The sequence below is a fragment of the Nocardioides panacihumi genome (assembly GCF_039530925.1).
Classification (GTDB): Bacteria; Actinomycetota; Actinomycetes; order Propionibacteriales; family Nocardioidaceae; genus Nocardioides; species Nocardioides panacihumi.
Window position 1 is genome coordinate 1,767,573 of sequence record NZ_BAAAPB010000001.1, and the last position, 19,218, is coordinate 1,786,790.

Here is a 19,218-nt window from a genome sequence, read left to right on the forward strand (position 1 = left end):
TCAGACGCTCATCCGCATGATCTCGTTGAAGGCGTCGACCGCCTTGTTGCGTACGGCGACCGTCAGCTGCGTGGCGACCTGCGCCTCGGTCGCGGCGATGGTGTAGTCGTGGATCGCGTTCAGGTCGCCGGTCGCGGCCTGGACGGACAGGTTGGAGGCCTTGTCGCCCATCGCCTCGACCGAGTCGAGGCTCTTGATCAGGAGGTTGCCGAAGTCGCCGCTCGGGCCCTGCGGACCGGTGGGCGCCTGGGCCTGGCCGGCGGTCAGCGCCGTGTCGGTGGCGCCGACGGTGGGCGCGCCGGGCAGCTGCAGGCTCGACAGGCCCGACGTCGCGGCCCCGATCGCCTCGATCCCCATGGAGCTCATCGGCCCTCCCCGATGCTGAGGGCGGAGTTGTAGGTGTCCTGGGCGGTCTTGGTGACCTGCACCGAGGACTGGTAGCCGCGCTGAGCCATGATCAGCTGGCTCATCTCGCTCGCCATGTCGATGTCGGGGGCGCGGACGTAGCCGTTGGCGTCGGCCAGCGGGCTGTCCGGCATCGAGACGAGCCGACCCTGCGCGCTGCTGTGCGCGACGCCGGCGACGTCGACGCCGCCGTCGGCGCGAGGTGCGAACACGACGAAGCTCGCCTGGAAGGCGCTCTGGCTCGTCGAGCGCACGGTGTTGACGTTGGCGATGTTGCCGCCGAGGGAGTCGAGCCAGGTCTGGTGGGCTCCGAGCCCGGTGTTGGCGATGCGGAGCATCTCGAACGCGTCGCCCATCACGCACCTGCCGCGGTCTTGAGCAGACCCAGGTGGTCGGTCATCGCCCGGCCCAGGATCTGGTAGCTGTACTGGGCCTGCATCGCGGCGATCGTCTCCTTGCGCAGGTCGACGTTGTTGCCGTTGGCGCCCACCGGGGTGTCGGTCGGCGTCTCGGTGGCGACGACGCGCGCGACCCGGCCGTTGTCGGGGTCGAAGGAGCCGCTGTCGATCGCGGCACGCAGCGAGTCCTCGAAGCCGACGGACTGCGCCCGGAAGCCCGGGGTGTCGACGTTGGCGATGTTGTCCGCGATGACCTGCTGGCGCTGCGAGAGGCCGTTGAGCGCGGTGTGCAGCGCGAGGCTGACCGCATCGGACACGGCGAAAGACACGGCGGTTCCTTCCCCTCGGGGGTGGGGCTGGGTGGATGCCGGTCCATCGGCTGAAGTTGTCGAGCGGTCCTTGCTCACAGGGACCTTCGGCGGCCCCTGATGTGACCTGAGGGAAATGCCCGACGGGACGTCATACGCGGTGGCTGCCGAGGCGACCAGGGCGTATGACGTCCCGCCGGGGGGACGTGCCGAGTGGTCAGGCCACCATCACGATCGACAGCCGGCCGGCGCCGTAGCCGGCGATCTCGAGGGTGACGTCCTCGCGTCGGCCGAGGGTCAGCGCCTGCGCGCGCACCATCGGGGGCATCGGGGCGCCCGCCGGGTGCAGCTCGTGCAGCCGCAGGTGCTCGGCGCCGGGAGCGTTGAACATCGACGCGGCGATGTTCAGCACCTCGTAGAGGTTCTCCGCGAGCGTGTCGGTCAGCCCGCCCGCCTCGACGGCCGCCTCGGCACCGCCGGGCGGCACCAGGCCGAGCGCGGCGCCGGCGTACGACGACAGCTTGAGGTCGCACGCGACGAGGCTCGTGATGCGCAGCGAGTCGTCGACGTACACGGCGATGCTGGCCGGGGCGTTCGGCCCGGGCGCGAACGGCGCCGACGGGGTCAGCGTCACGTCGCGGCCGAGCAGTCCCTCGAGCAGGTCCTTGATCTGCTTCGGGAGAGGCAGGTGCGAGGCCATCAGCCCAGGACCCCGTCGAGCGCCTCGGTGAAGGTCTCGGCGGTGAACGGCTTGGCGATCAGGAACAGCGCGCCCGCGGCGGCGGCACGCGAGCGCATCTCGTCGGAGCCCTCCGAGGTGACGAAGCCGAACTTCACCTGCGAGCCCTGCGCACGCAGGGCGCCGAGGCAGTCGATGCCGTTCATCTCGGGCATGTTCCAGTCCGAGAGGACCAGGTCCGGCTGCTCGCTCGAGACCTTCTCGAGGCAGTCGCGGCCGTTCTCGGCCTCCACGATGTCGTGGCCGCCGTGGCCCGCCTGCCGCAGCGTGCGGATCACGATCTGGCGCATGACCTTGCTGTCGTCGGCGACGAGGATCTTCATCGGGGTTGTTCCGCCTGTTCCGTTTGGTGCTGGGGGGGTTCAGAGGGTGCTCAGGGCTGGGTGCTCAGGGCTGCGTGCTCAGGGCTGGGGGATGGCGTGCACGGCGACCCGGACCGGCTCGCCGGCCCAGACCCCGTCGAAGCGCGCGATCTCGGCGGCGCCCGACGGATGCGCGGCCCGACCGGCGGCGACCGCGGGCAGCGACAGCACGCTCGGACCGGGCATGAGGCTCTTGACGTTGCCGCCGACCATGTTGACGAGCTCGCCCACCGCGTCGGCCACGTCGCCGTCCTCGGTGGCGTCGGCGTCGTCGAGGCCGAGCATCGTGCGGGTGAGCGAGAGCGCGACCGGCCCGGACAGCTCGACGGTGACCGTCGCGTCCCAGCCGCCGGAGATCGACACCGCCGCCGACCAGGCCTCGTCGGCCGCGAACTGGCCGCCCGCAGCCGGGCGGGGGAGCAGCGGCTCCTCCTCGCCCAGGAAGCTGGACCAGACCTGCTCGACGATCGCCTGGACGTCGGTCACCTCGGGTGCGAGCGTCATGCCACGTCCTCCTGGGGGATGAGCCCGAGCAGCTCGAGCTTCTCGACGATCGCGTCGGGGGTGAACGGCTTGATGACGTACTCGTGGGCGCCCGCGGCGAGCGCCTTGACGATCTGGCCCTGCTCGCTCTCGGTGGTGACCATCATCAGCGTCACGCCACGCCAGTCGCGGTTGGCCCGGACCCGGGTGATGAACGTGTAGCCGTCCATCACCGGCATGTTCCAGTCGACCAGGCACAGGTCGGGCACGTCGCCGGCCTCGAAGAGGTCGAGCGCCTCCTGGCCGTTGCCGGCCTCGAGGGTCTCGAAGTGCAGGCCGGCGACGATGCGGCGCAGGATGCTGCGCATCGCCCGGGAGTCGTCGATGATCATCGCTCGCATGGTCAGGCTCCGATACGCGTGGAAGAGGCGAGGGGTACGGCGACGGCCGGCCGGTGCGCCTGCACGCGGCCGAGCTGCTCGCGGCTCCACAGCGCGGCGACGTCGGCCGGCATGTCGAGCGTGGTCTCCGACGAGCCGAGCAGCAGGAAGCCGTCCGGTGCGACGTGGGGACGCATCCGGCGGAGGATGTCGTACTTGGTCGCGTGGTCGAAGTAGATGAGGACGTTGCGCAGCAGCACCACGTCGTAGGTGCCGACGGCGGTGAACGCGTACGCGTCGGCGAGGTTGAGGTGCTGGGTGCGGACCGTGCGCCGCAGCTCCGGGCTGACCTCCCACTCGGTGCCGGCGCGCGTGAAGTACCTGACCAGCGTGGTCGCGGGCAGGCCGCGGTTCATCTCGACCTGGCTGTAGCGGCCTGCGCGCACCCGATCGAGCATCGCGGTCGACACGTCGGTCGCGAGGATCTCGGCCGTCCAGCCGGCCGGCAGGTGCTGGTCGAGCAGCATGGCGATCGAGTACGCCTCCTGGCCGCTCGAGCACGCGGCCGACCAGATCCGCAGCCGGCGGGTCGCGGCGCGGCTCTCCAGGAGCCGGGGCAGGATCGAGTCCGTGAACGCCTGGTAGGGCGTCTGGTCGCGGAACCAGCTGGTCTCGTTGATGGTGAGGGCGTCCAGGGCCTTGCGGCGCTCGACGAGGTCGGTGCTGACGCGCGCGATGTAGGCCTCGACGTCCGGGCAGCCCGCGGCGGTCGCCAGCGGTGTCAGGCGCGCCTCGACGAGGTACTCCTTGCCTGCCTCGTAGACCATCGCCGTCTCGCGCCGGACGAGGGCGGCGATCAGGTGGAAGCTCGAGGAGGAGATGGTCACGGCGTGCTCATCGGATGACGGTCCTGGGTCCTGAGGCAATTTCGTCGTGCGGCTGCACTCGTGCGGTCGGCCGCGCGGTCGCCTCAGGACCCGTGCGGGCAGGCCGATGGTCGTCGCGTGATCCGTGTCCTGGTGGTGGATGACTCCGCCCTCATCCGTCGTCTCATCTCCACCGCGTTGTCGGAGGCTGAGGACATCGAGATCGTCGGCACGGCTCGCGACGGTCTGGAGGCCGTCGACCGCGTCGAGGAGCTGCGACCCGACGTGGTCACGCTCGACATCGAGATGCCGCGACTGGATGGGCTCGGCGCCCTGCGGCGGATCCGCGAGCGGCACCGGCGGCTGCCGATCATCATGTTCTCGACGCTGACAGAGCGCGGCGCGGCCGCCACCCTGGAGGCGCTCTCCCGCGGCGCGTCCGACTACGTCACGAAGCCGTCCAACACCGGCTCGGTCGCCGAGGGGCTCGCCAGCGTCCGTGACCAGCTCGTGCCGCGCATCCGCGCGCTCGCCGGCGTGCGCACGCTGGCACCGCGGACGCCGGCAGCCCGGCGTACGCCGCCGGTGGCGAAGCCTGCCGCAGGCAGCCCCCAGGTGCTGCTGGTGGGATCCTCGACCGGCGGCCCCGACGCGCTGGCGACGGTGCTCGGCCAGCTGCCGGCCGACCTCGGCGTGCCGGTGCTGGTCGTCCAGCACATGCCGCCGGTGTTCACCACGATGCTCGCGCAGCGGCTCGACCGGATCTCCGCGCTCACCGTCCGCGAGGCCGTCGACGGCGACGTGCCCCGGGCCGGCGAGGTCCTCCTCGCGCCGGGCGACTTCCACGTCAGGCTCGTGTCCGGCGCCGGCGGCGTCCGGGTGCGCCTCGACCAGGGTCCGCAGGAGAACTTCTGCCGCCCCGCGGTGGACGTGCTCTTCCGCACCGCGGCCGAGGTGTACGGCGGCCGCGCGGTCGCCACCGTCCTCACCGGCATGGGCCACGACGGCCTCGAGGGCGTCCGCGTGCTGGCCGAGCGCGGCGCACGCGTCCTGGTCCAGGACGAGGCGACCTCCGTGGTGTGGGGCATGCCGGGGGCCGTCGCGCTCGCCGGGCTGGCCGACGAGACGGTGTCGCTGGGTGAGATGCCGCGCCGCCTGGTCGCGGCGGTGCGCTGACGGGCGGCGCGGCGGCGGGTCAGTCCGCCGTGCGCTCGCCCTTGGCGGATGCGCCGAAGAGGTCGAACGAAACCGGCTCACGAGGACCCGTGACCAGGTGCCCGACACGGTCGTGCAGCGTGAAGGCGTCGGTCGGTCGGGTGCCGCGCTCGGGCAGCATGCTGGCCAGCTTCTGCTGGCGCTCCACGAGCACCTGGGCCCGGTCGAGCAGGTAGCGGGGGATCGTGCTGAGCGAGGCCGGAAGGCCGAGCTCGATGTCCTTGGCGTCGACCGCCGTGCCCATCCGCTCGGCGCGGTTGAGCTGGACCTCCAGCCGCTCCAGCGCGGCTTCCCACTCGTGCGCCGACGGGGTGTCGTGCTCAGACATTCGCGCGGGTCTCCTGTTTTCGGCGTCGCCCCGGGCGCGACGAAACGGTGGACCGAGCCTAGTGCGCCCGCGCAGTCGCCGGGGAGCGCCCGTTCGGACCCCCAGGTCCCGGACCAGGGGTCCCGGAACGCTCCGCCGTTCGGAGGATGGGTGCGGGCTTCCTACGCGGTGACGTCGAGGTAGACCGGCGTGGCCGGACGGGCGGTCGGGCGGCCGAAGCGCTGGCCGATCTGGAGCTGCTGGCGGGTGGCGAGGAGCAGCGGTCGGATGCGGTCGGTCACCGCCTGCTGGCGTTCCAGCAGGTCCTGGGCGCGGGCCACCAGGTGGTGGGGGAGGGGACCGAGATCGGCCGGCGGCTCCCAGTCGGACAGACCCTCTGCCGCCGACCGGGTCTGCGCCGAGGCGACGATGCGCTCCGCGCGCTCGACCTCACGCTCGAGGTCGTCGAGCACTGGCTCCCAGGTAATCGACATCAGGCGCTGGCGGCGGCGGCGAGCAGGGCGGCCTGACGCCAGGTGTCGCACAGGTCGCGGCTGAGCCTGACGGCCTCGGCGGCGGCGATCTGGTCCTGCGAGACGTTGGCCTTGATGAGCTGGCGCTGCAGGTAGTCGTAGAGCGCCAGCAGCTCCTGGCCGGCCGGCATGGCGTCCGCGTCGAGCGTGCTCTGCAGCTCGGTGACGATCGCCTGGGCGTGCACGAGCTGCTGGTTGGCCTCCTCGCGCGCGCCGGAGAGCAGGGCCACCTGACCGCGCTCGGCGTCGAGCACGAGCCGCTCGAACAGCATGACGAGAAGACGTGCGGGGCTCGCGGTCGCGATCGCGTTGCCCTGGTACGCCGTACGTGCGCTCTGCCGGGCGTAGTTCATCGTTCCTCCGAGGCTAGTTGTTCTTCGAGCTGCTGCTGAGACTGTTGAGCTGTGCCGTCAGCCAGCTCGACTGGCTCTGGAGCCGGCTGAGCTGGGTCTCGAGTGCGGTGAACTGCTGGGTCAGCGCCGTCTGCTTCATGGCGAGCCGGTCGTCCCAGGCGGTGATCTCGTCGTTGTAGCGGGCGATCTCGGTGTTCTCGCTCTTGATCGTCATCGTGAGCGACCCGGTGCTCGAGTCGCTCTGCAGCTTGGCGATCTTCGAGACCCGCGAGGTGAAGCCGTTGGCGCCGATGAAGGCGTTCTGCACGCCCGACGGGTCGGCCTTGTACGCGGTCTGGAACTTCGACTGGTCGAAGGTGAGGTGGCCGTCCCGGTCGAGGTCGAGGCCCATCGTGGCCATCGTGGCGCCGCCGCCCGGGAAGATCGTGTTGAGGAGCTGGTCGGTGATGGCCCGCAGGGTGCCGTCGCCGGGGAGGGCGCCACCACCGGTGGCGGCCTTGCCGGGCGTGATCGTGCCGTACGACGTCGTGTCGGCGATCTGGTCGATCACCTGGTTGATCTGGCTGACGAACGCGTTCAGGGCGTTGGCGCGGCTGGAGCCGTCGTCGCTGACGCTCAGCGTCGCCGTGGTGCCCTGCGCGGCCGGTGAGATCGTCACGTCCACGCCGGGCATGAGCGAGGTGAAGCTGTTCGAGCGCTGGGTGAGCGCGACGCCGCCGGCCGTGATCGACGCGTCGGAGCCGGACCGGCTGATCGCCGCGTCAGGACCGCCCATCAGGGGAGTGCCGCCGGCCTCGGTGATCGTCAGGGCGCCTTGACCCGTGGCGACCTGGTTGACGACGAGGCGGTAGCTGCCGTTGCCGGTGCTGACAGCCGTCGCGGAGAGGAGTGGCGTCCCGCTGGCGTCCTTGAGGCCGTTGAGCGAGCTGATCACCGTGGACAGCTTGCCGTCGGCCAGGTCGACCGACGTGCTGGTGCCGTCCGAGAGGGTGACCGCGAGCTTCGTGGCCGTGGTGACGGTGTCGGAGAGCGCCGCGGCGGTGGTGTAGGTGTTCCCGGCGGCGGTGGCGACGTGGCCGACCGTGACCGACAGGCTCGACGGGGTGGCGGAGCTCGACGCGGAGATCGTGACCGCGGAGCTCGACGAGGTGGCGTTGAGCTTGGTCCAGGTGGACCCGCTGGAGAAGCTGTCGGCGCTCTTCTGCAGCGCGGCCAGCGAGGTGTTGAGCTGCTGGAGGGCCGTGAGCGTGGACTGCTCCTTGGCGAGCGCGGTCTTGAGCCGGTCCTGCGGTGCCCGCTCGATGGCCATGAGCTGGCTGACGATGCTGGCCGTGTCCAGGCCGCTGCCCAGACCCGTGAAGGTGATCGAACTCGCCATCGCTTGCTCCTCGAAGTGGCTCTAGAAAGGTGACGGGTGCTGCCGGGGAAGTCCCGGCAGCACCCGTCGGGATGTTGCTGCTGCTCCGCGATGCGGACTCAGGCTCAGCCGAGGAGCTTGAGGATGCCCTGCGAGGACTGGTTCGCCTGGGCGAGCATCGAGATGCCGGCCGACTGCAGGACCTGCGTGCGGGTGAAGTTGCTCATCTCGGAAGCCATGTCGGTGTCCTGGATGGAGCTGTTCGACGCCTGCAGGTTCTGCTGGGTGACCGTCAGGTTGTTGATGGTGTGCTGGAAGCGGTTCTGCAGCGCACCCAGGCTCGCGCGAGCCGTCGAGACGGACTGGATGGCGTCCTTGATGGTGTCGAGCGCGGTCACCGAGGTGGCCGCACCGGTCAGGTCGACGGCGTTGACGCCCAGGTTGGTGGACGAGAAGCCACCCGTGGAGGTCGAGCCGACGGTGTCGGCGTAGGTGCCGCCGAGGCCCGTCATGGCCAGCTTCTGGTCGGCGTCGGCGCCGTCGTACGACTTGGCCGTGACGACGAGGCCGCCCTTGCTGTCCACCGACGCGGTGAAGGACTGCTTGAAGCCGGCGTCGCCGTTGAGCTGGGTGGCGATGTCGTTGGCGTCGGTCGACGCGGTGAGCGCGCCGGTGGTGACCGTCGTGCTGCCGTAGGTGAACGAAGCCGGACCGGCCGCCAGGGTGGCCGCACCGTTGGCCCACGACGCCTTGGCGCCGGCGCCGCCGCCGGAGGTGATGTCCACCGAGATCTGGTCGGCCGCGTTGGACGTGGCACCGACCTGGAACTTCTTGCTGGTGAAGCTGCCGTCGAGCAGGCTGACGCCGTTGAAGCTCGTCGAGCTCGCGATGCGGTCGAGCTCGCTGTTGAGGGCGTCGACCTCCTTCTGGATGTCGCCGCGCGAGGCGTCGTCGTTGGAGGCGTTGGCGGACTGCACGGCGAGCGTGTTCATGCGCTGCAGGATCGAGTGGGTCTCGGTGAGCGCACCGTCCGCGGTCTGCACCATGTTGATGCCGTCCTGGGCGTTGCGGATCGCCTGGCCGAGGCCGTTGATCTGCTTGGTGAGGCCCTGGCTGATGGCCAGGCCAGCGGCGTCGTCCGCGGCCTTGTTGATGCGCAGGCCGGAGGAGAGGCGCTCGTTGGAGGTCGACTGCGACTGCTGCGTCTTGTTGAGGTTGTTGTACGCGGTCAGTGCGTCGACGTTGGTGTTGATACGGAGGCTCATGATGGTTCCTTCCTGGATGGTCCAAGCCCGGTGTTGCAGGAGCCCGTCCGTGGGCTCCTTCCGGATGGTTGATCGGCGGTCCCGCCGGTCGCCTGAGCCGGAAGAAGGAGAATCTCGAAGAATTTTGCGGCGGCCGGAAATGAGCAGTCGGCCTGCTGCGAGGCAGCAGGCCGACGTGCGTCCACGAGGGGTCGTTCCGGGGTCACCCCGCTTCGTCGAGCCGTCCCGGCAGCTGGCGCAGGGGGCGCCGGGAGGACTCCGCGTGCCGGGCCGCGACGGCGGCGAAGTACGCCTCGCGCCGGCGGCTGGCACAGCCACCGGGCTTGCCGACCGACGGCACCAGGCTCGGCTCGAGCGCGTTGTTGAGCGCGTCGCGCAGGAGCACCAGCGCCTCGGCGCGCATCTGCGAGATGCGGGAGTCGGTCACGCCCAGGTCGGCGGCGATGTCGGCCATCGGGCGCTCGGAGAAGAAGTAGTCCTGCACCACGACGCGCAGCCGCTCGGGCAGCTCGGCGATCGCCTCGACCAGGTAGGTGAGCTTCTCCTGGTGCTCGATCAGCTGCTCCGGGCTGGGGGCACGGGTCGGGAGCAGCTCGTCGAGGGACGACGCCGTCGTGCCCTGCAGCGAGAGGACCTGGGCGCGGTTGACGTCGTCGTCGTTGGCGACGACCTCGTCGACCGACATCCCGAGGGTGCTGGCGACCTCGGCGACCGTGGGGGTGCGGCCGAGGGTGCTCGCCAGCCGGGTCCGGGTCTCCTCCAGGTCGCGTGCCCGGCGCCGTACGGACCGCGAGGCCCAGTCGACGCTGCGCAGCTCGTCCAGGATCGCGCCGCGGACGCGGGTCGCCGCGTAGCGCTCGAAGGGGACGCCCCGCTCGGGGTCGAAGGCCTGCGCGGCCTGCACCAGCGCAGTGAGACCTGCGGAGGTCAGGTCATCTCGGTTGACGTGTGAGGGAACCCGTCCCATGGTCTCGCGGACGATGTGTCCTACCAGCGGCATGTTGCTGGTGATGAGATCCTCGGCGCGGGGGTCACCGTTGCGATCGTTCACGTGGAGGACTGTGGCAACCCTGTTGCCCAAAATGTAGGAAAACTGAGCAGTATCCGTCGTTCGAACCATGAATCGGGGTCTCAGGTCCTAGTCATCTGATCATTGAGGCCCCCCGAACGGGCTATACGCGGACTACGTGCACCGAAATCCACGGAACGGCAACACATCGGCAACTTGGGCTCAACTTCGGCACTTCCCGGGCGATCAGACATCCGAGACCCCGAACGGAGCGTCGTTGACGCGGGAAAGGTGCCGACGTGGAGAAGCTGTCGCTCATCCTCTGGCGTGAGCGTGAGCTGCTCGAGCTGCTCGCCTACAAGCTGGAGCTGGAGAGGCTCGTGCTGGCCAGCGGACACGCCCGGTGGCTCAGCCAGGCCAACCGCGAGGTCGAGGACATCCTCGTGACGCTGCGCGAGACCGAGGTCCTGCGTGCGATGGCCGCGGACGAGGCCGCCCAGGCCGTCGGCCTGGACGCCAACCCGAGCCTGTCCGCGCTGGCCGAGGCCGCGGCCGAGCCGTGGCGCACGATCCTGCTCGACCACCGCGACGCGTTCCTCGTCGTCACCCGCGAGATCGCGGAGCTTTCCGACACCAACAAGGGCCTCATCACCGCCGGCTACCGGTCGGCGCACGAGACGCTGCTCGCCATCCGCGGCACGGCCGAGGGCTACACGCCCGACGGCGTCGCGGTGACGGCCGCGCCCGCCCGACGCCTCGTGGATCGGAGCCTGTGACGATGACCGGCACCTTCGGCAGCCTCAACACCGCGCTGAGCGCCCTGCGCTACCAGCAGGTGGCGCTCGACGTCGCCAACAACAACATCGCCAACGTCAACACCGCCGGCTACGTCCGGCGCCGGGCCGAGGCCGCGTCCGTCGGCGCGACCGGCCAGCCCACGATGTGGTCGCAGTACGACGGTCACGGTGACGGCGTACGCGTGGCGTCGGTCGACCGGCTGGCCGACCCGCTCCTCGACGCGCGGTCGCGTCGCGAGAACGGCACCCTGTCCTACCTCTCCACCCAGCAGACGATCCTCAACCGGGTCGAGACGTCGATCGGCGAGCCCGGCGACAACGGGCTGTCGGCCGCGCTCCAGGAGCTCGGCGCGGCGTTCCAGGACCTCGTCGGCGACCCCGCGGGTGCCGCGGCCCGCAAGACCGTCCTGGCCAAGGCCGACGCGGTCACCTCCGCCTTCAAGACCCAGTCGGACAGCATCGCGGGCGAGATCGCCGACCAGCAGTCGCACGCATCGACCGTGGTCCAGGAGGTCAACGACGCCGCCACGGAGCTCGCGCGCCTGAACAAGACCATCAAGGTCGCCCAGGTCAACAACACCGACGTCGGCACGCTCTCCGACCAACGCGACCTGCTCGCGCTGAGCCTCGCCAAGCTCACCGGCGCCGAGGTCAGCGTGCAGCCCGACGGTCAGTTCAACGTCGCGGTCAACGGCGTCGCGCTCGTCACCGGCGACACTGCCGCCACGATGACCGCGACCTCCGGCACGCCCGTGGCGCTGTCCGTCGGTGGCACCGCCGTGCCCGCGGGCGTCGGCGGCGAGCTGGGCGGCGTCGTCGACGTGCTCAACACGACGCTGCCGGCGTACAAGAAGTCGCTCGACGACATCGCGACGAAGTTCGCGGCCCAGATGAACGCCCAGCACCGGGCGGGCACGGACCTCAACGGCAACCCCGGGCAGGACCTGTTCACGATCGACCCGGCGGACCCCGCCGGCTCCCTGGCGGTCGCGTTCACGAACACCGACCTGCTCGCTGCCTCGGCCGGTGGTGCCAAGGACGGCGGCAACGCCGACGCGCTGAGCCGCGCCACGACGGTCGGGTCCGACTACGCCGCCCTCGTCACGAGCTTCGGCAGCGCCGTCGCCAGCGTCAACCGGCAGACCACCAACCAGCAGACGCTGACCAACCAGGTCGACGACGAGCGCGAGCAGATGGCGGGCGTCAACCTCGACGAGGAGACGGTCAACATGGTCGCGGCGCAGCACGCGTACGAGGCCGCCAGCAAGATGCTCACCGTCATGGACTCGATCCTCGACACGCTCATCAACCGGACAGGGGTGACCCACTGATGGCGATCACGCGCGTGACCCAGAGGATGCTCTCGCAGCGCTCGCTCAGCGCTGTGCAGGGCGGACTGAACCGCATGGCCAAGGTCCAGGAGCAGCTCGAGACCGGCAAGAAGCTGAACCGGCCGTCCGACTCCCCGGCCGACACCAACACCGCGCTGCGGGTGCGGACCTCGCTCGCGGCCCAGAAGCAGTACGTCCGCAACGCCCAGGACGGCACCGCCTGGCTGGGCACGGTCGACAGCGCCCTGAGCGGCATCGTCGACCAGACGACCCGGGCGCGCACGCTCGCGCTCCAGGGCGCCAACACCGGCGCGATGTCGCAGACCGCGCTCGACGCGCTGGCCACCGAGGTGAGCCAGATCCGCGAGAGCGTGCTGCAGCAGGCCAACACGCAGTACCTCGGTCGGCCGGTCTTCGGCGGCACGACGGCCCAGGAGATCGCCTTCAACCCCGACGGCACGTACGCCGGCGACAACGGCGAGGTCACCCGCCGCATCGGGTCGGACGTCACCGTGCGGGTGGACGCCGACGGGATCGACACCTTCGGCCCGGACGGCGACAACCTCTTCAGCCACCTCGCCGACCTCGCGACCGCCCTCCACAACGGCGACCAGGCCGCGATCAGCACGGGCATCGACGCGCTGGGAGGCGACCTCACCAAGCTGAGCGCCGCGCAGGCGGGAGAGGGTGCGTCCTACAACCGGATCACCCACGCCAGCGACCTGGCGAGCCAGTCGGTGCTCCAGCTGAAGTCCTCGCTCTCCGACGTGGAGGACGTCGACCTCGCCGCCGCGACGGTCGACCTGCAGACCCAGCAGGTGGCCTACCAGGCCGCACTCGCCGCGACCGGCCGCACGGTCCAGCCGAGCCTCTTGGACTTCCTGCGATGATCGCCACCATGACCGAGACCCCGGCCGGCGTGCAGCAGCAGCTCCCCGTGATCGAGCTGGTCCGACCGATGCCGGGCTTCCCCGACACGCACCGCTTCACCCTCGAGCCGCTCGACGACACGGGGGTGCTGAGCGCGCTCCGGTCGCTCGACCACGCCGACCTCAAGTTCCTGGTCGTGTCGCCGGGCACGTTCCACCCGACGTACGCGCCGGAGATCGACGACGAGACCGCCGCCGCCCTCGGGCTGACGTCCTCCGAGCAGGCGCTCGTCCTGCTCGTCGTCCACGCCGGCCGCGACCTCGCGTCCACCACCGTCAACCTGCGCGCCCCGATCGTCGTCAACATCGAGACCAGCCGCGCGGCCCAGGTCATCCTCGACGAGGTCGCCCACTCGGTGGCCACACCGTTGCTCGGCTGAGCCCCGCGATAGCGTGAGCACATGCTGGTCCTGAGCCGCCGTGTCGGCGAGAGCGTCGTCGTCGGCGACGACGTGACGATCACGGTCCTCGAGGTCCGCGGCGACGTCGTCCGGGTCGGCATCGACGCCCCCCGGTCCGTGCGCGTGCACCGCGCCGAGCTGCTCGCGGAGCTGGCCGCCAGCAACACCGAGTCCGCCTCGCCGAGCGAGGACGCCGTCGCGTCCCTCAACGAGGAGCTCACCCGCGCCCTGCGCAAGCGGTCCTGAGGGCCGAGTCGGCGCATCTTCGCACCGTGAGAGGGCCGAGTCGGCGCATCTTCGCACCGTGAGAGGGCCGAGTCGGCGCATCTTCGCACCGTGAGGCTGCTCAGACCCCCCTGACCTCCGCCGATAGGTCGGCGGAGGAGGCCGATAAGCATGGACGACGACGCAGAGATCATCGCTGAGTTCCTCGTGGAGAGCCACGAGAATCTCGACCAGCTCGATCGTGACCTGGTGGAGCTGGAGCAGCACCCGGGATCACGGGAGCTGCTGTCGAGCATCTTCAGGACGATCCACACCATCAAGGGCACGAGCGGCTTCCTCGCACTGGGCCGGCTCGAGAGGCTGACCCACGTCGGGGAGACGATGCTGTCGCAGCTGCGCGACGGCGAGAAGACAATGACGCCGCCGATCACCGAGGCGCTGCTGCGGATGGTCGACACCGTCCGCGCGCTGCTCGACGCGATCGAGCGGACCGGCAAGGACGACGACGCCTCCGTGGACGTCGCATCGGTGTCCGCGCTGATCGAGACCCTCCTGGTCGCCGAGGTCGCCGAGGTCGCCGAGGTCGCCGAGGTCGCCGAGGAGGAGGTCGTCGCTGTCGCGGCGCCCGCCGCCACGACGTACGCCGCGGTCAACGGTGCCGCGAACGGTGCCGCGAACGGGGCAGCGACCGGCGTGACCGTGCTCGAGCGCCCGGAGGTCACGGACCTGATCGTCCCGGCCGCCCGCGAGCCCGAGGCCCGCACTCCGGAGCCGCCGACCGTCGCGCTCGCCCCCGAGCACGTCGTCGACCAGCCCCTCGTGGCGGACGAGATCGAGGAGGACCCCGCCGAGCGGCGTGCCCTCGTCGACGCCTCCGTGCGAGTCGACGTCGACCTGCTCGACGCCCTCGTCGACCTCGTGGGCGAGCTCGTGCTCACCCGCAACCAGCTCCTGCAGCGCACGCTCAAGGCCGACGACGTCGAGCTGGTCCGCGCCAGCCAGCGGCTCGACCTCGTCGCGAGCGAGCTGCAGGAGTCGGTCATGAAGACCCGCATGCAGCCGATCGGCCAGGTCTGGGCGAAGATGCCCCGCATGGTGCGCGACCTCTCGCACCAGCTCGGCCGCGAGGTCGAGCTGTCGATGGAGGGTCACGAGACCGAGCTCGACCGCAGCCTCCTCGAGGCGCTGAAGGGCCCGCTGACGCACCTGGTCCGCAACTCGATGGACCACGGCATCGAGCGGCCCGAGGACCGGGTCGCCGCCGGCAAGTCGCGCACCGGTCGGCTGCACCTGCGCGCGTTCCACGAGTCGGGCCAGGTCGTCGTCGAGATCACCGACGACGGCGCCGGCATCAACCCGGACAAGATCGCCGCCGTCGCGATCGAGCGTGGCGTCGTCTCGCGCGAGCAGATCGCGCGGATGGACACCCGGGAGATCGTCAACCTGATCTTCCGGCCAGGCTTCTCGACCGCCAGCGAGGTCACGAACGTCTCCGGGCGCGGCGTCGGCATGGACGTCGTACGCACCAACATCGAGCGCATCGGCGGGTCGGTCGACCTGCAGAGCGAGGCCGGCCGCGGCACCACCGTCCGGGTCCGGATCCCGCTCACGCTCGCGATCATCCCGGCGCTGGTCGTGGGGGAGGCCGAGGAGCGCTACGCGATCCCGCAGGCCAACCTCGTCGAGCTGGTCCGGCTCGAGGCCGACGACCCGAACGTCGAGCGCCTCGACGGCGCCCCCGTGCTCCGTCTGCGCGGCCGCCTCCTGCCGCTGGTCTCCCTCGGCGAGGCCCTGGGTCAGCCTTCGGCCGGCCGTCGCGGCGACGGCCGGGCGCTCACCGTGGTGGTGCTGCAGTCCGACGACGTGCGGTTCGGCCTCTGCGTCTCCGCGGTCTACGACACCCAGGAGATCGTGGTCAAGCCGATCGGTCGCCAGCTCAAGAGCCTCGCGATGTACGCCGGCGCCACGATCATGGGCGACGGCCGGGTCGCGCTGATCCTCGACGTGGCGGGTCTCGCCCGCGAGCAGGGCATCGACGCGAGCCTGGCCGACACGACCGAGGCGCGCACCGCCGACGACGACCGCACCGCCCTGCTGGTGCTCGAGGTGGCAGGGGGTCGCCAGGCCGCCCTTCCGCTCGCCGCCGTCGCGCGGCTGGAGGAGTTCGGCCGCGACCGCGTCGAGCGCTCCGGCAACGCCGAGGTGGTGCAGTACCGCGGCGGCCTCCTGCCGCTGGTCCGGCTCGCGCCGGCCATCGGCCTGCTCGACACCTCCGACGGGCGCGACCAGCTCTCCGTCGTCGTGCACGAGCTCGGGGACCGTGCCGTCGGCATCGTCATCGACCGGGTCCTCGACGTCGTCGAGATCGCCGTGTCGTCGTCCCAGGTGGGCAACCGGCCCGGCGTGACCGGCACCGCCGTCGTCCAGGACCGGGTCACCGACCTGGTCGACCTCGAGGCCGTGGTGGCCATGTCAGGGGTGTCCGCGTGAAGGCTCTGACCGACGTCGCGCAGTACTGCACGTTCTGGATCGACGACCTCTTCTTCGGGGTCGACGTCGACGACGTGCAGGAGGTGCTGCGCCACCAGCCGATGACCCCGGTGCCACGCGCGAGCGAAGGCGTCCAGGGCCTGATCAACCTGCGCGGGCAGATCGTGACCGCCGTCGACCTCCGCGTCCGTCTGGGCCTGCCGACCCGCGACGGCGACCGGCTGCCGATGAACGTCATCGTCCGCAGCCGCGGCGAGGTCATCAGCCTGCTCGTCGACGACATCGGCGACGTGGTCGACACCGACGGGCTCACCGTCGAGCAGGTCCCGTCCAACATGCCGGGCGACGTGCAGCAGGTCGTGCGCGCCGTACGGCCGCTGCCCGACAAGCTCCTGCTCGTCCTCGACGCCGACCGCGCCGTCGAGGTCTCCCACCACTGATACGCGCCGAGATCGGGCTTCTGGCCCAATGAGATCCGGGTTCGGGCCTTCAGCGAAGGCTCGAACCCGGATCTCATTGGGCCAGAAGCCCGATCTCGGCGCGTATCAGTAGGCGGGTTCGGCGATCGGCGACATCGTGCGCTGGGCCGGGACGCCGACGTGGCTCTGGCCCTCGCCGCGCAGCTTGAGGGCGAGCACGGCGGCCTGGGTGCGGTGCTGCACGCCGAGGCGGGCGAGCAGGCCGGTCACGTGGTTCTTGACCGTCTTCTCGGCGAGGAACAGGCGCTCCGCGATCTGGCGGTTCGTGAGGCCCTCGGCGATGAGGAAGAGGATCTTGCTCTGCTGCGGCGTGAGGTCGGTCAGCAGGTCGAGGGAGCGGCGGTGGAACTGCACCTGCTCCACGACGCGCGCGGCGACCGCGGGGTCGATCAGGCTGTGGCCGCTCGCGACGAGCCGGACGCCGCTGACCAGCGAGCTGCCCTCGATCTGCTTGAGGACGTAGCCGGCCGCGCCGGCCAGGATGGCGGCCGAGATCGCGCTGTCGTCGTCGTACGACGTGAGGATGAGTCCCTTGATCGAGGGGTCGACCGCGCGCACCTCACGGCACACGTCGATGCCCGACCCGTCGGGGAGGTTGGCGTCCAGGACGCACACGTCGGGACGCAGGGCCAGGATCGCCTCCTTCGCCGCGGCCGCGGTCGCGGCCTCGCCGACGACCTCGATGTCACCTTCGGACTCGAGCAGGTTCTTCACACCTCGCCGGACGATCTCGTGGTCGTCGACGAGGAATACGCGGATCAGGCCTCCCATGCGGCAGATTGTGGCTGCCCGAGGACGACGTCCGCAGGCGAATGCCGTGGACAGTCCCAGGATCGTTCGAACGGCTGCCCGAGTAGCCCGAACGGGCTACTCGGCGCACAGTGCCGTGTCTGCCCGGATCTCGTCCCGGCGTTGGTCGGCCGGAACCGCCCGGGAGGCGGCTCGGAGCTGGCCCAGCAGGTCGATCAGATCCTGCTTCGTCAGGCGACCGTGGATCGGCGCGGTCCTGCCGAGGACGCGCTCGTGGGCCTCCTGCGCGGAGAGCGGCGCACCGATGTCGAGCCGGTAGACCGTGTCCACCGGCCTGAAGTCGAGCTCGGCGACGCGGGCGGTCCAGCACCCGCGTACGCGGTCGTGCAGCACGACCTGCTCGCCGGGCTCGAGGCCACGCGCCAGCGTGGCGCGGGCGTGCGAGACGAGCAGCGAGCGGCGGCGGAGCGTGAAGTCGCCCAGCTCGACGTCGATGGCCTCCATGCTTCCCCTCCTCGGGCGACGCTCGGGCCGTCCACCTCGACGGGTCAACGATCCGTCCGTCCGTGGGTGACGCCTCGGCCGCGAAGAGGGGACCAATGTCCTGGCGACATCCGCGCATGGCACGCTGGCGCCCGTGACCAGCGACCGCCGTTTCGACATCGTCCTCTTCGGCGCCACCGGGTTCACCGGCGCGCTGACCGCTGCCTACCTCGCCGAGCACGCGCCGGACGGCGTCCGCTGGGCGCTCGCCGGGCGCAACCTCGAGCGGCTGGACGAGGTGCGCGCCGGCCTCGGCCCGGCGTACGCCGACCTGCCCCTGCTCCGCGCCGACGTCTCCGACCCCGCGTCGCTGGCGGAGATGGCCGGGAGCACCCGCGTCGTGGTCACGACCGTCGGACCGTTCCTGCAGTACGGCGAGCCGGTGGTCACCGCCTGCGCCGACGCGGGGACCGACTACGTCGACCTGACCGGCGAGCCCGAGTTCGTCGACCGGATGTACGTCGCCCACCACGCCACCGCCGTCCGCACCGGCGCCCGGCTGGTGCATGCCGCCGGGTTCGACTCGGTGCCGCACGACCTCGGCGTCCTCCACCTGGTCCGCGAGCTCGAGCGGACGGGGCCGATCACCGAGCCGCTGAGCGTGCGCGGCGTGGTGCGCTCCGGAGGGACGCTGTCGGGCGGCACGTTCCACTCGGCGCTCGGCCAGTTCGCGCGGGCCCGGCAGCTCGCCGAGGCCGCGCGCGCCCGCCGCGCGGCGGAGCCACGGCCCCAGGGTCGGTCCTCGCGCGCCGCCAAGGGCAGGCCGGGGCGCGACAAGGAGCTCGGCTTCTGGCTGGTGCCGCTGCCCACGATCGACCCCATCATCGTGGCGCGCAGCGGGGCCGCCCTGCCGGCGTACGGACCTCGCTTCAGCTACTCCCACTTCGCCGGCACCCGGACGCTGCGGTACGCCGTCGGCGGCGCCGCCATCGTCGGCGCCCTCGCCGCGGCGGCGCAGGTCCGTCCGCTGCGCGAGGCGCTCGGCCGGCGGCTGCCGCAGGGCGAGGGGCCGTCGGAGCGTCGTCGGGAGAAGTCGTGGTTCACCGTCGACCTCGTCGGCGAGACCGGCGACCGGCGGATCCACACCCGCGTCTCGGGCGGCGACCCCGGCTACACCGAGACCGCCAAGATGCTGGCCGAGTCGGCCCTGTCGCTGGTGCTCGACGACAACCCGCCCTCGGCAGGCCAGGTCACCACCGCGCAGGCGATGGGCGACCACCTGCTGAGCAGGCTCCAGCGCGCCGGGATACGGTTCGAGACGGTCGTCTGACACGGGCCGCCCGTGCGCGGGAA

General features: G+C 71.2%; 25 protein-coding genes. 9 read left to right on the forward strand and 16 right to left on the reverse strand.

Features of this window, described 5'->3' with window-relative positions:
* From fliE to ABD205_RS08330, 8 genes are all read right to left on the reverse strand, one after another.
* Positions 1-366 carry a flagellar hook-basal body complex protein FliE gene (fliE, locus tag ABD205_RS08295; RefSeq protein ID WP_344044269.1) on the reverse strand — a complete coding sequence of 122 codons (366 nt, stop codon included), beginning with the start codon at positions 364-366 and terminating at the stop codon, positions 1-3.
* A complete protein-coding gene (locus ABD205_RS08300; RefSeq protein WP_344044270.1) occupies positions 363-761 on the reverse strand; it encodes a flagellar basal body rod protein FlgC in 399 nt (132 codons plus the stop codon). Before ABD205_RS08300 ends, fliE begins: the two co-directional genes overlap by 4 nt.
* Complete coding sequence (flgB, locus tag ABD205_RS08305) at positions 761-1,132, reverse strand: flagellar basal body rod protein FlgB (protein WP_344044271.1); 372 nt, start codon at positions 1,130-1,132, stop codon at positions 761-763. The genes ABD205_RS08300 and flgB overlap by 1 nt, the downstream gene beginning before the upstream one ends.
* A gap of 196 nt (positions 1,133-1,328) precedes the next feature.
* Positions 1,329-1,811 carry a hypothetical protein gene (locus tag ABD205_RS08310; RefSeq protein ID WP_344044272.1) on the reverse strand — a complete coding sequence of 161 codons (483 nt, stop codon included), beginning with the start codon at positions 1,809-1,811 and terminating at the stop codon, positions 1,329-1,331.
* On the reverse strand, positions 1,811-2,173 hold the full coding sequence (locus ABD205_RS08315; protein WP_344044273.1) for a response regulator: 363 nt from the start codon (positions 2,171-2,173) through the stop codon (positions 1,811-1,813). The genes ABD205_RS08310 and ABD205_RS08315 overlap by 1 nt, the downstream gene beginning before the upstream one ends.
* A gap of 78 nt (positions 2,174-2,251) precedes the next feature.
* Positions 2,252-2,716, reverse strand: coding sequence for a chemotaxis protein CheX (locus ABD205_RS08320; protein WP_344044274.1), 465 nt, complete (start codon positions 2,714-2,716; stop codon positions 2,252-2,254).
* Positions 2,713-3,096 carry a response regulator gene (locus ABD205_RS08325; protein WP_344044276.1) on the reverse strand — a complete coding sequence of 128 codons (384 nt, stop codon included), beginning with the start codon at positions 3,094-3,096 and terminating at the stop codon, positions 2,713-2,715. The genes ABD205_RS08320 and ABD205_RS08325 overlap by 4 nt, the downstream gene beginning before the upstream one ends.
* Positions 3,097-3,098: 2 nt before the next feature.
* On the reverse strand, positions 3,099-3,962 hold the full coding sequence (locus ABD205_RS08330) for a CheR family methyltransferase (protein WP_344044277.1): 864 nt from the start codon (positions 3,960-3,962) through the stop codon (positions 3,099-3,101).
* A 117-nt stretch (positions 3,963-4,079) separates the two neighbouring features.
* On the opposite strand from ABD205_RS08330, the gene ABD205_RS08335 reads away from it, so the two are divergent.
* A complete protein-coding gene (locus tag ABD205_RS08335) occupies positions 4,080-5,117 on the forward strand; it encodes a protein-glutamate methylesterase/protein-glutamine glutaminase (RefSeq protein ID WP_344044278.1) in 1,038 nt (345 codons plus the stop codon).
* A 19-nt stretch (positions 5,118-5,136) separates the two neighbouring features.
* Here ABD205_RS08335 and ABD205_RS08340 read toward each other — a convergent pair whose 3' ends face one another.
* From ABD205_RS08340 to ABD205_RS08365, 6 genes are all read right to left on the reverse strand, one after another.
* Entirely contained in the window at positions 5,137-5,484 is a 348-nt protein-coding gene (locus ABD205_RS08340; protein ID WP_344044279.1) for a hypothetical protein, read from the reverse strand.
* A 161-nt stretch (positions 5,485-5,645) separates the two neighbouring features.
* The gene (locus ABD205_RS08345) at positions 5,646-5,957 is read right to left on the reverse strand and encodes a hypothetical protein (RefSeq protein WP_344044280.1); all 312 of its coding nucleotides are present in this window, start codon (positions 5,955-5,957) and stop codon (positions 5,646-5,648) included.
* Positions 5,957-6,349 (reverse strand): flagellar export chaperone FliS, encoded by a 393-nt coding sequence (gene fliS / locus ABD205_RS08350; protein WP_344044281.1) that lies wholly within the window; start codon positions 6,347-6,349, stop codon positions 5,957-5,959. The genes ABD205_RS08345 and fliS overlap by 1 nt, the downstream gene beginning before the upstream one ends.
* Positions 6,350-6,362: 13 nt before the next feature.
* Positions 6,363-7,727: a flagellar filament capping protein FliD gene (fliD, locus tag ABD205_RS08355; protein WP_344044282.1), complete on the reverse strand. Its 1,365-nt coding sequence runs from the start codon at positions 7,725-7,727 to the stop codon at positions 6,363-6,365.
* Between the two features lie 104 nt (positions 7,728-7,831).
* The gene (locus ABD205_RS08360; protein ID WP_344044283.1) at positions 7,832-8,971 is read right to left on the reverse strand and encodes a flagellin N-terminal helical domain-containing protein; all 1,140 of its coding nucleotides are present in this window, start codon (positions 8,969-8,971) and stop codon (positions 7,832-7,834) included.
* Between the two features lie 202 nt (positions 8,972-9,173).
* Positions 9,174-10,022, reverse strand: coding sequence for a sigma-70 family RNA polymerase sigma factor (locus ABD205_RS08365; RefSeq protein ID WP_344044284.1), 849 nt, complete (start codon positions 10,020-10,022; stop codon positions 9,174-9,176).
* 257 nt (positions 10,023-10,279) lie between these two features.
* On the opposite strand from ABD205_RS08365, the gene flgN reads away from it, so the two are divergent.
* The 7 genes from flgN (at position 10,280) to ABD205_RS08400 (ending at position 16,593) form a co-directional block, all read left to right on the forward strand.
* Positions 10,280-10,756 (forward strand): flagellar export chaperone FlgN, encoded by a 477-nt coding sequence (gene flgN / locus ABD205_RS08370; protein WP_344044285.1) that lies wholly within the window; start codon positions 10,280-10,282, stop codon positions 10,754-10,756.
* A 2-nt stretch (positions 10,757-10,758) separates the two neighbouring features.
* Positions 10,759-12,108 (forward strand): flagellar hook-associated protein FlgK, encoded by a 1,350-nt coding sequence (flgK, locus tag ABD205_RS08375; RefSeq protein ID WP_344044286.1) that lies wholly within the window; start codon positions 10,759-10,761, stop codon positions 12,106-12,108.
* On the forward strand, positions 12,108-12,998 hold the full coding sequence (gene flgL, locus ABD205_RS08380) for a flagellar hook-associated protein FlgL (protein WP_344044287.1): 891 nt from the start codon (positions 12,108-12,110) through the stop codon (positions 12,996-12,998). The genes flgK and flgL overlap by 1 nt, the downstream gene beginning before the upstream one ends.
* A gap of 8 nt (positions 12,999-13,006) precedes the next feature.
* Positions 13,007-13,417 (forward strand): flagellar assembly protein FliW, encoded by a 411-nt coding sequence (gene fliW, locus ABD205_RS08385; protein WP_344044288.1) that lies wholly within the window; start codon positions 13,007-13,009, stop codon positions 13,415-13,417.
* Between the two features lie 21 nt (positions 13,418-13,438).
* Positions 13,439-13,684, forward strand: a complete 246-nt coding sequence (csrA, locus tag ABD205_RS08390) for a carbon storage regulator CsrA (protein ID WP_344044289.1) — start codon at positions 13,439-13,441, stop codon at positions 13,682-13,684.
* Positions 13,685-13,834: 150 nt separating this feature from the next.
* Positions 13,835-16,153 (forward strand): chemotaxis protein CheW, encoded by a 2,319-nt coding sequence (locus ABD205_RS08395; protein WP_344044290.1) that lies wholly within the window; start codon positions 13,835-13,837, stop codon positions 16,151-16,153.
* Positions 16,150-16,593, forward strand: coding sequence for a chemotaxis protein CheW (locus ABD205_RS08400; protein WP_344044291.1), 444 nt, complete (start codon positions 16,150-16,152; stop codon positions 16,591-16,593). The genes ABD205_RS08395 and ABD205_RS08400 overlap by 4 nt, the downstream gene beginning before the upstream one ends.
* A 105-nt stretch (positions 16,594-16,698) precedes the next feature.
* Here ABD205_RS08400 and ABD205_RS08405 read toward each other — a convergent pair whose 3' ends face one another.
* A complete protein-coding gene (locus ABD205_RS08405) occupies positions 16,699-17,403 on the reverse strand; it encodes a response regulator (RefSeq protein WP_344044292.1) in 705 nt (234 codons plus the stop codon).
* Positions 17,404-17,499: 96 nt separating this feature from the next.
* Positions 17,500-17,886 (reverse strand): hypothetical protein, encoded by a 387-nt coding sequence (locus ABD205_RS08410; RefSeq protein ID WP_344044293.1) that lies wholly within the window; start codon positions 17,884-17,886, stop codon positions 17,500-17,502.
* A 133-nt stretch (positions 17,887-18,019) separates the two neighbouring features.
* Between ABD205_RS08410 and ABD205_RS08415 the strand changes: the two genes are divergently transcribed.
* Entirely contained in the window at positions 18,020-19,195 is a 1,176-nt protein-coding gene (locus tag ABD205_RS08415; protein ID WP_344044294.1) for a saccharopine dehydrogenase family protein, read from the forward strand.
* Positions 19,196-19,218: the final 23 nt, after the last annotated feature.

Coding starts and splice junctions, on each gene's coding strand:
- csrA (WP_344044289.1), top strand. CDS start 13,439: ATGCTGGTCCTGAGCCGCCGTGTCGGCGAGAGCGTCGTCGTCGGCGAC.
- ABD205_RS08395 (WP_344044290.1), top strand. CDS start 13,835: ATGGACGACGACGCAGAGATCATCGCTGAGTTCCTCGTGGAGAGCCAC.
- fliW (WP_344044288.1), top strand. CDS start 13,007: ATGACCGAGACCCCGGCCGGCGTGCAGCAGCAGCTCCCCGTGATCGAG.
- flgK (WP_344044286.1), top strand. CDS start 10,759: ATGACCGGCACCTTCGGCAGCCTCAACACCGCGCTGAGCGCCCTGCGC.
- ABD205_RS08315 (WP_344044273.1), bottom strand. CDS start 2,173: ATGAAGATCCTCGTCGCCGACGACAGCAAGGTCATGCGCCAGATCGTG.
- ABD205_RS08320 (WP_344044274.1), bottom strand. CDS start 2,716: ATGACGCTCGCACCCGAGGTGACCGACGTCCAGGCGATCGTCGAGCAG.
- fliE (WP_344044269.1), bottom strand. CDS start 366: ATGAGCTCCATGGGGATCGAGGCGATCGGGGCCGCGACGTCGGGCCTG.
- ABD205_RS08410 (WP_344044293.1), bottom strand. CDS start 17,886: ATGGAGGCCATCGACGTCGAGCTGGGCGACTTCACGCTCCGCCGCCGC.
- ABD205_RS08310 (WP_344044272.1), bottom strand. CDS start 1,811: ATGGCCTCGCACCTGCCTCTCCCGAAGCAGATCAAGGACCTGCTCGAG.
- fliS (WP_344044281.1), bottom strand. CDS start 6,349: ATGAACTACGCCCGGCAGAGCGCACGTACGGCGTACCAGGGCAACGCG.
- ABD205_RS08325 (WP_344044276.1), bottom strand. CDS start 3,096: ATGCGAGCGATGATCATCGACGACTCCCGGGCGATGCGCAGCATCCTG.
- ABD205_RS08360 (WP_344044283.1), bottom strand. CDS start 8,971: ATGAGCCTCCGTATCAACACCAACGTCGACGCACTGACCGCGTACAAC.
- ABD205_RS08340 (WP_344044279.1), bottom strand. CDS start 5,484: ATGTCTGAGCACGACACCCCGTCGGCGCACGAGTGGGAAGCCGCGCTG.
- ABD205_RS08345 (WP_344044280.1), bottom strand. CDS start 5,957: ATGTCGATTACCTGGGAGCCAGTGCTCGACGACCTCGAGCGTGAGGTC.
- fliD (WP_344044282.1), bottom strand. CDS start 7,727: ATGGCGAGTTCGATCACCTTCACGGGTCTGGGCAGCGGCCTGGACACG.
- flgL (WP_344044287.1), top strand. CDS start 12,108: ATGGCGATCACGCGCGTGACCCAGAGGATGCTCTCGCAGCGCTCGCTC.
- ABD205_RS08405 (WP_344044292.1), bottom strand. CDS start 17,403: ATGGGAGGCCTGATCCGCGTATTCCTCGTCGACGACCACGAGATCGTC.
- ABD205_RS08300 (WP_344044270.1), bottom strand. CDS start 761: ATGGGCGACGCGTTCGAGATGCTCCGCATCGCCAACACCGGGCTCGGA.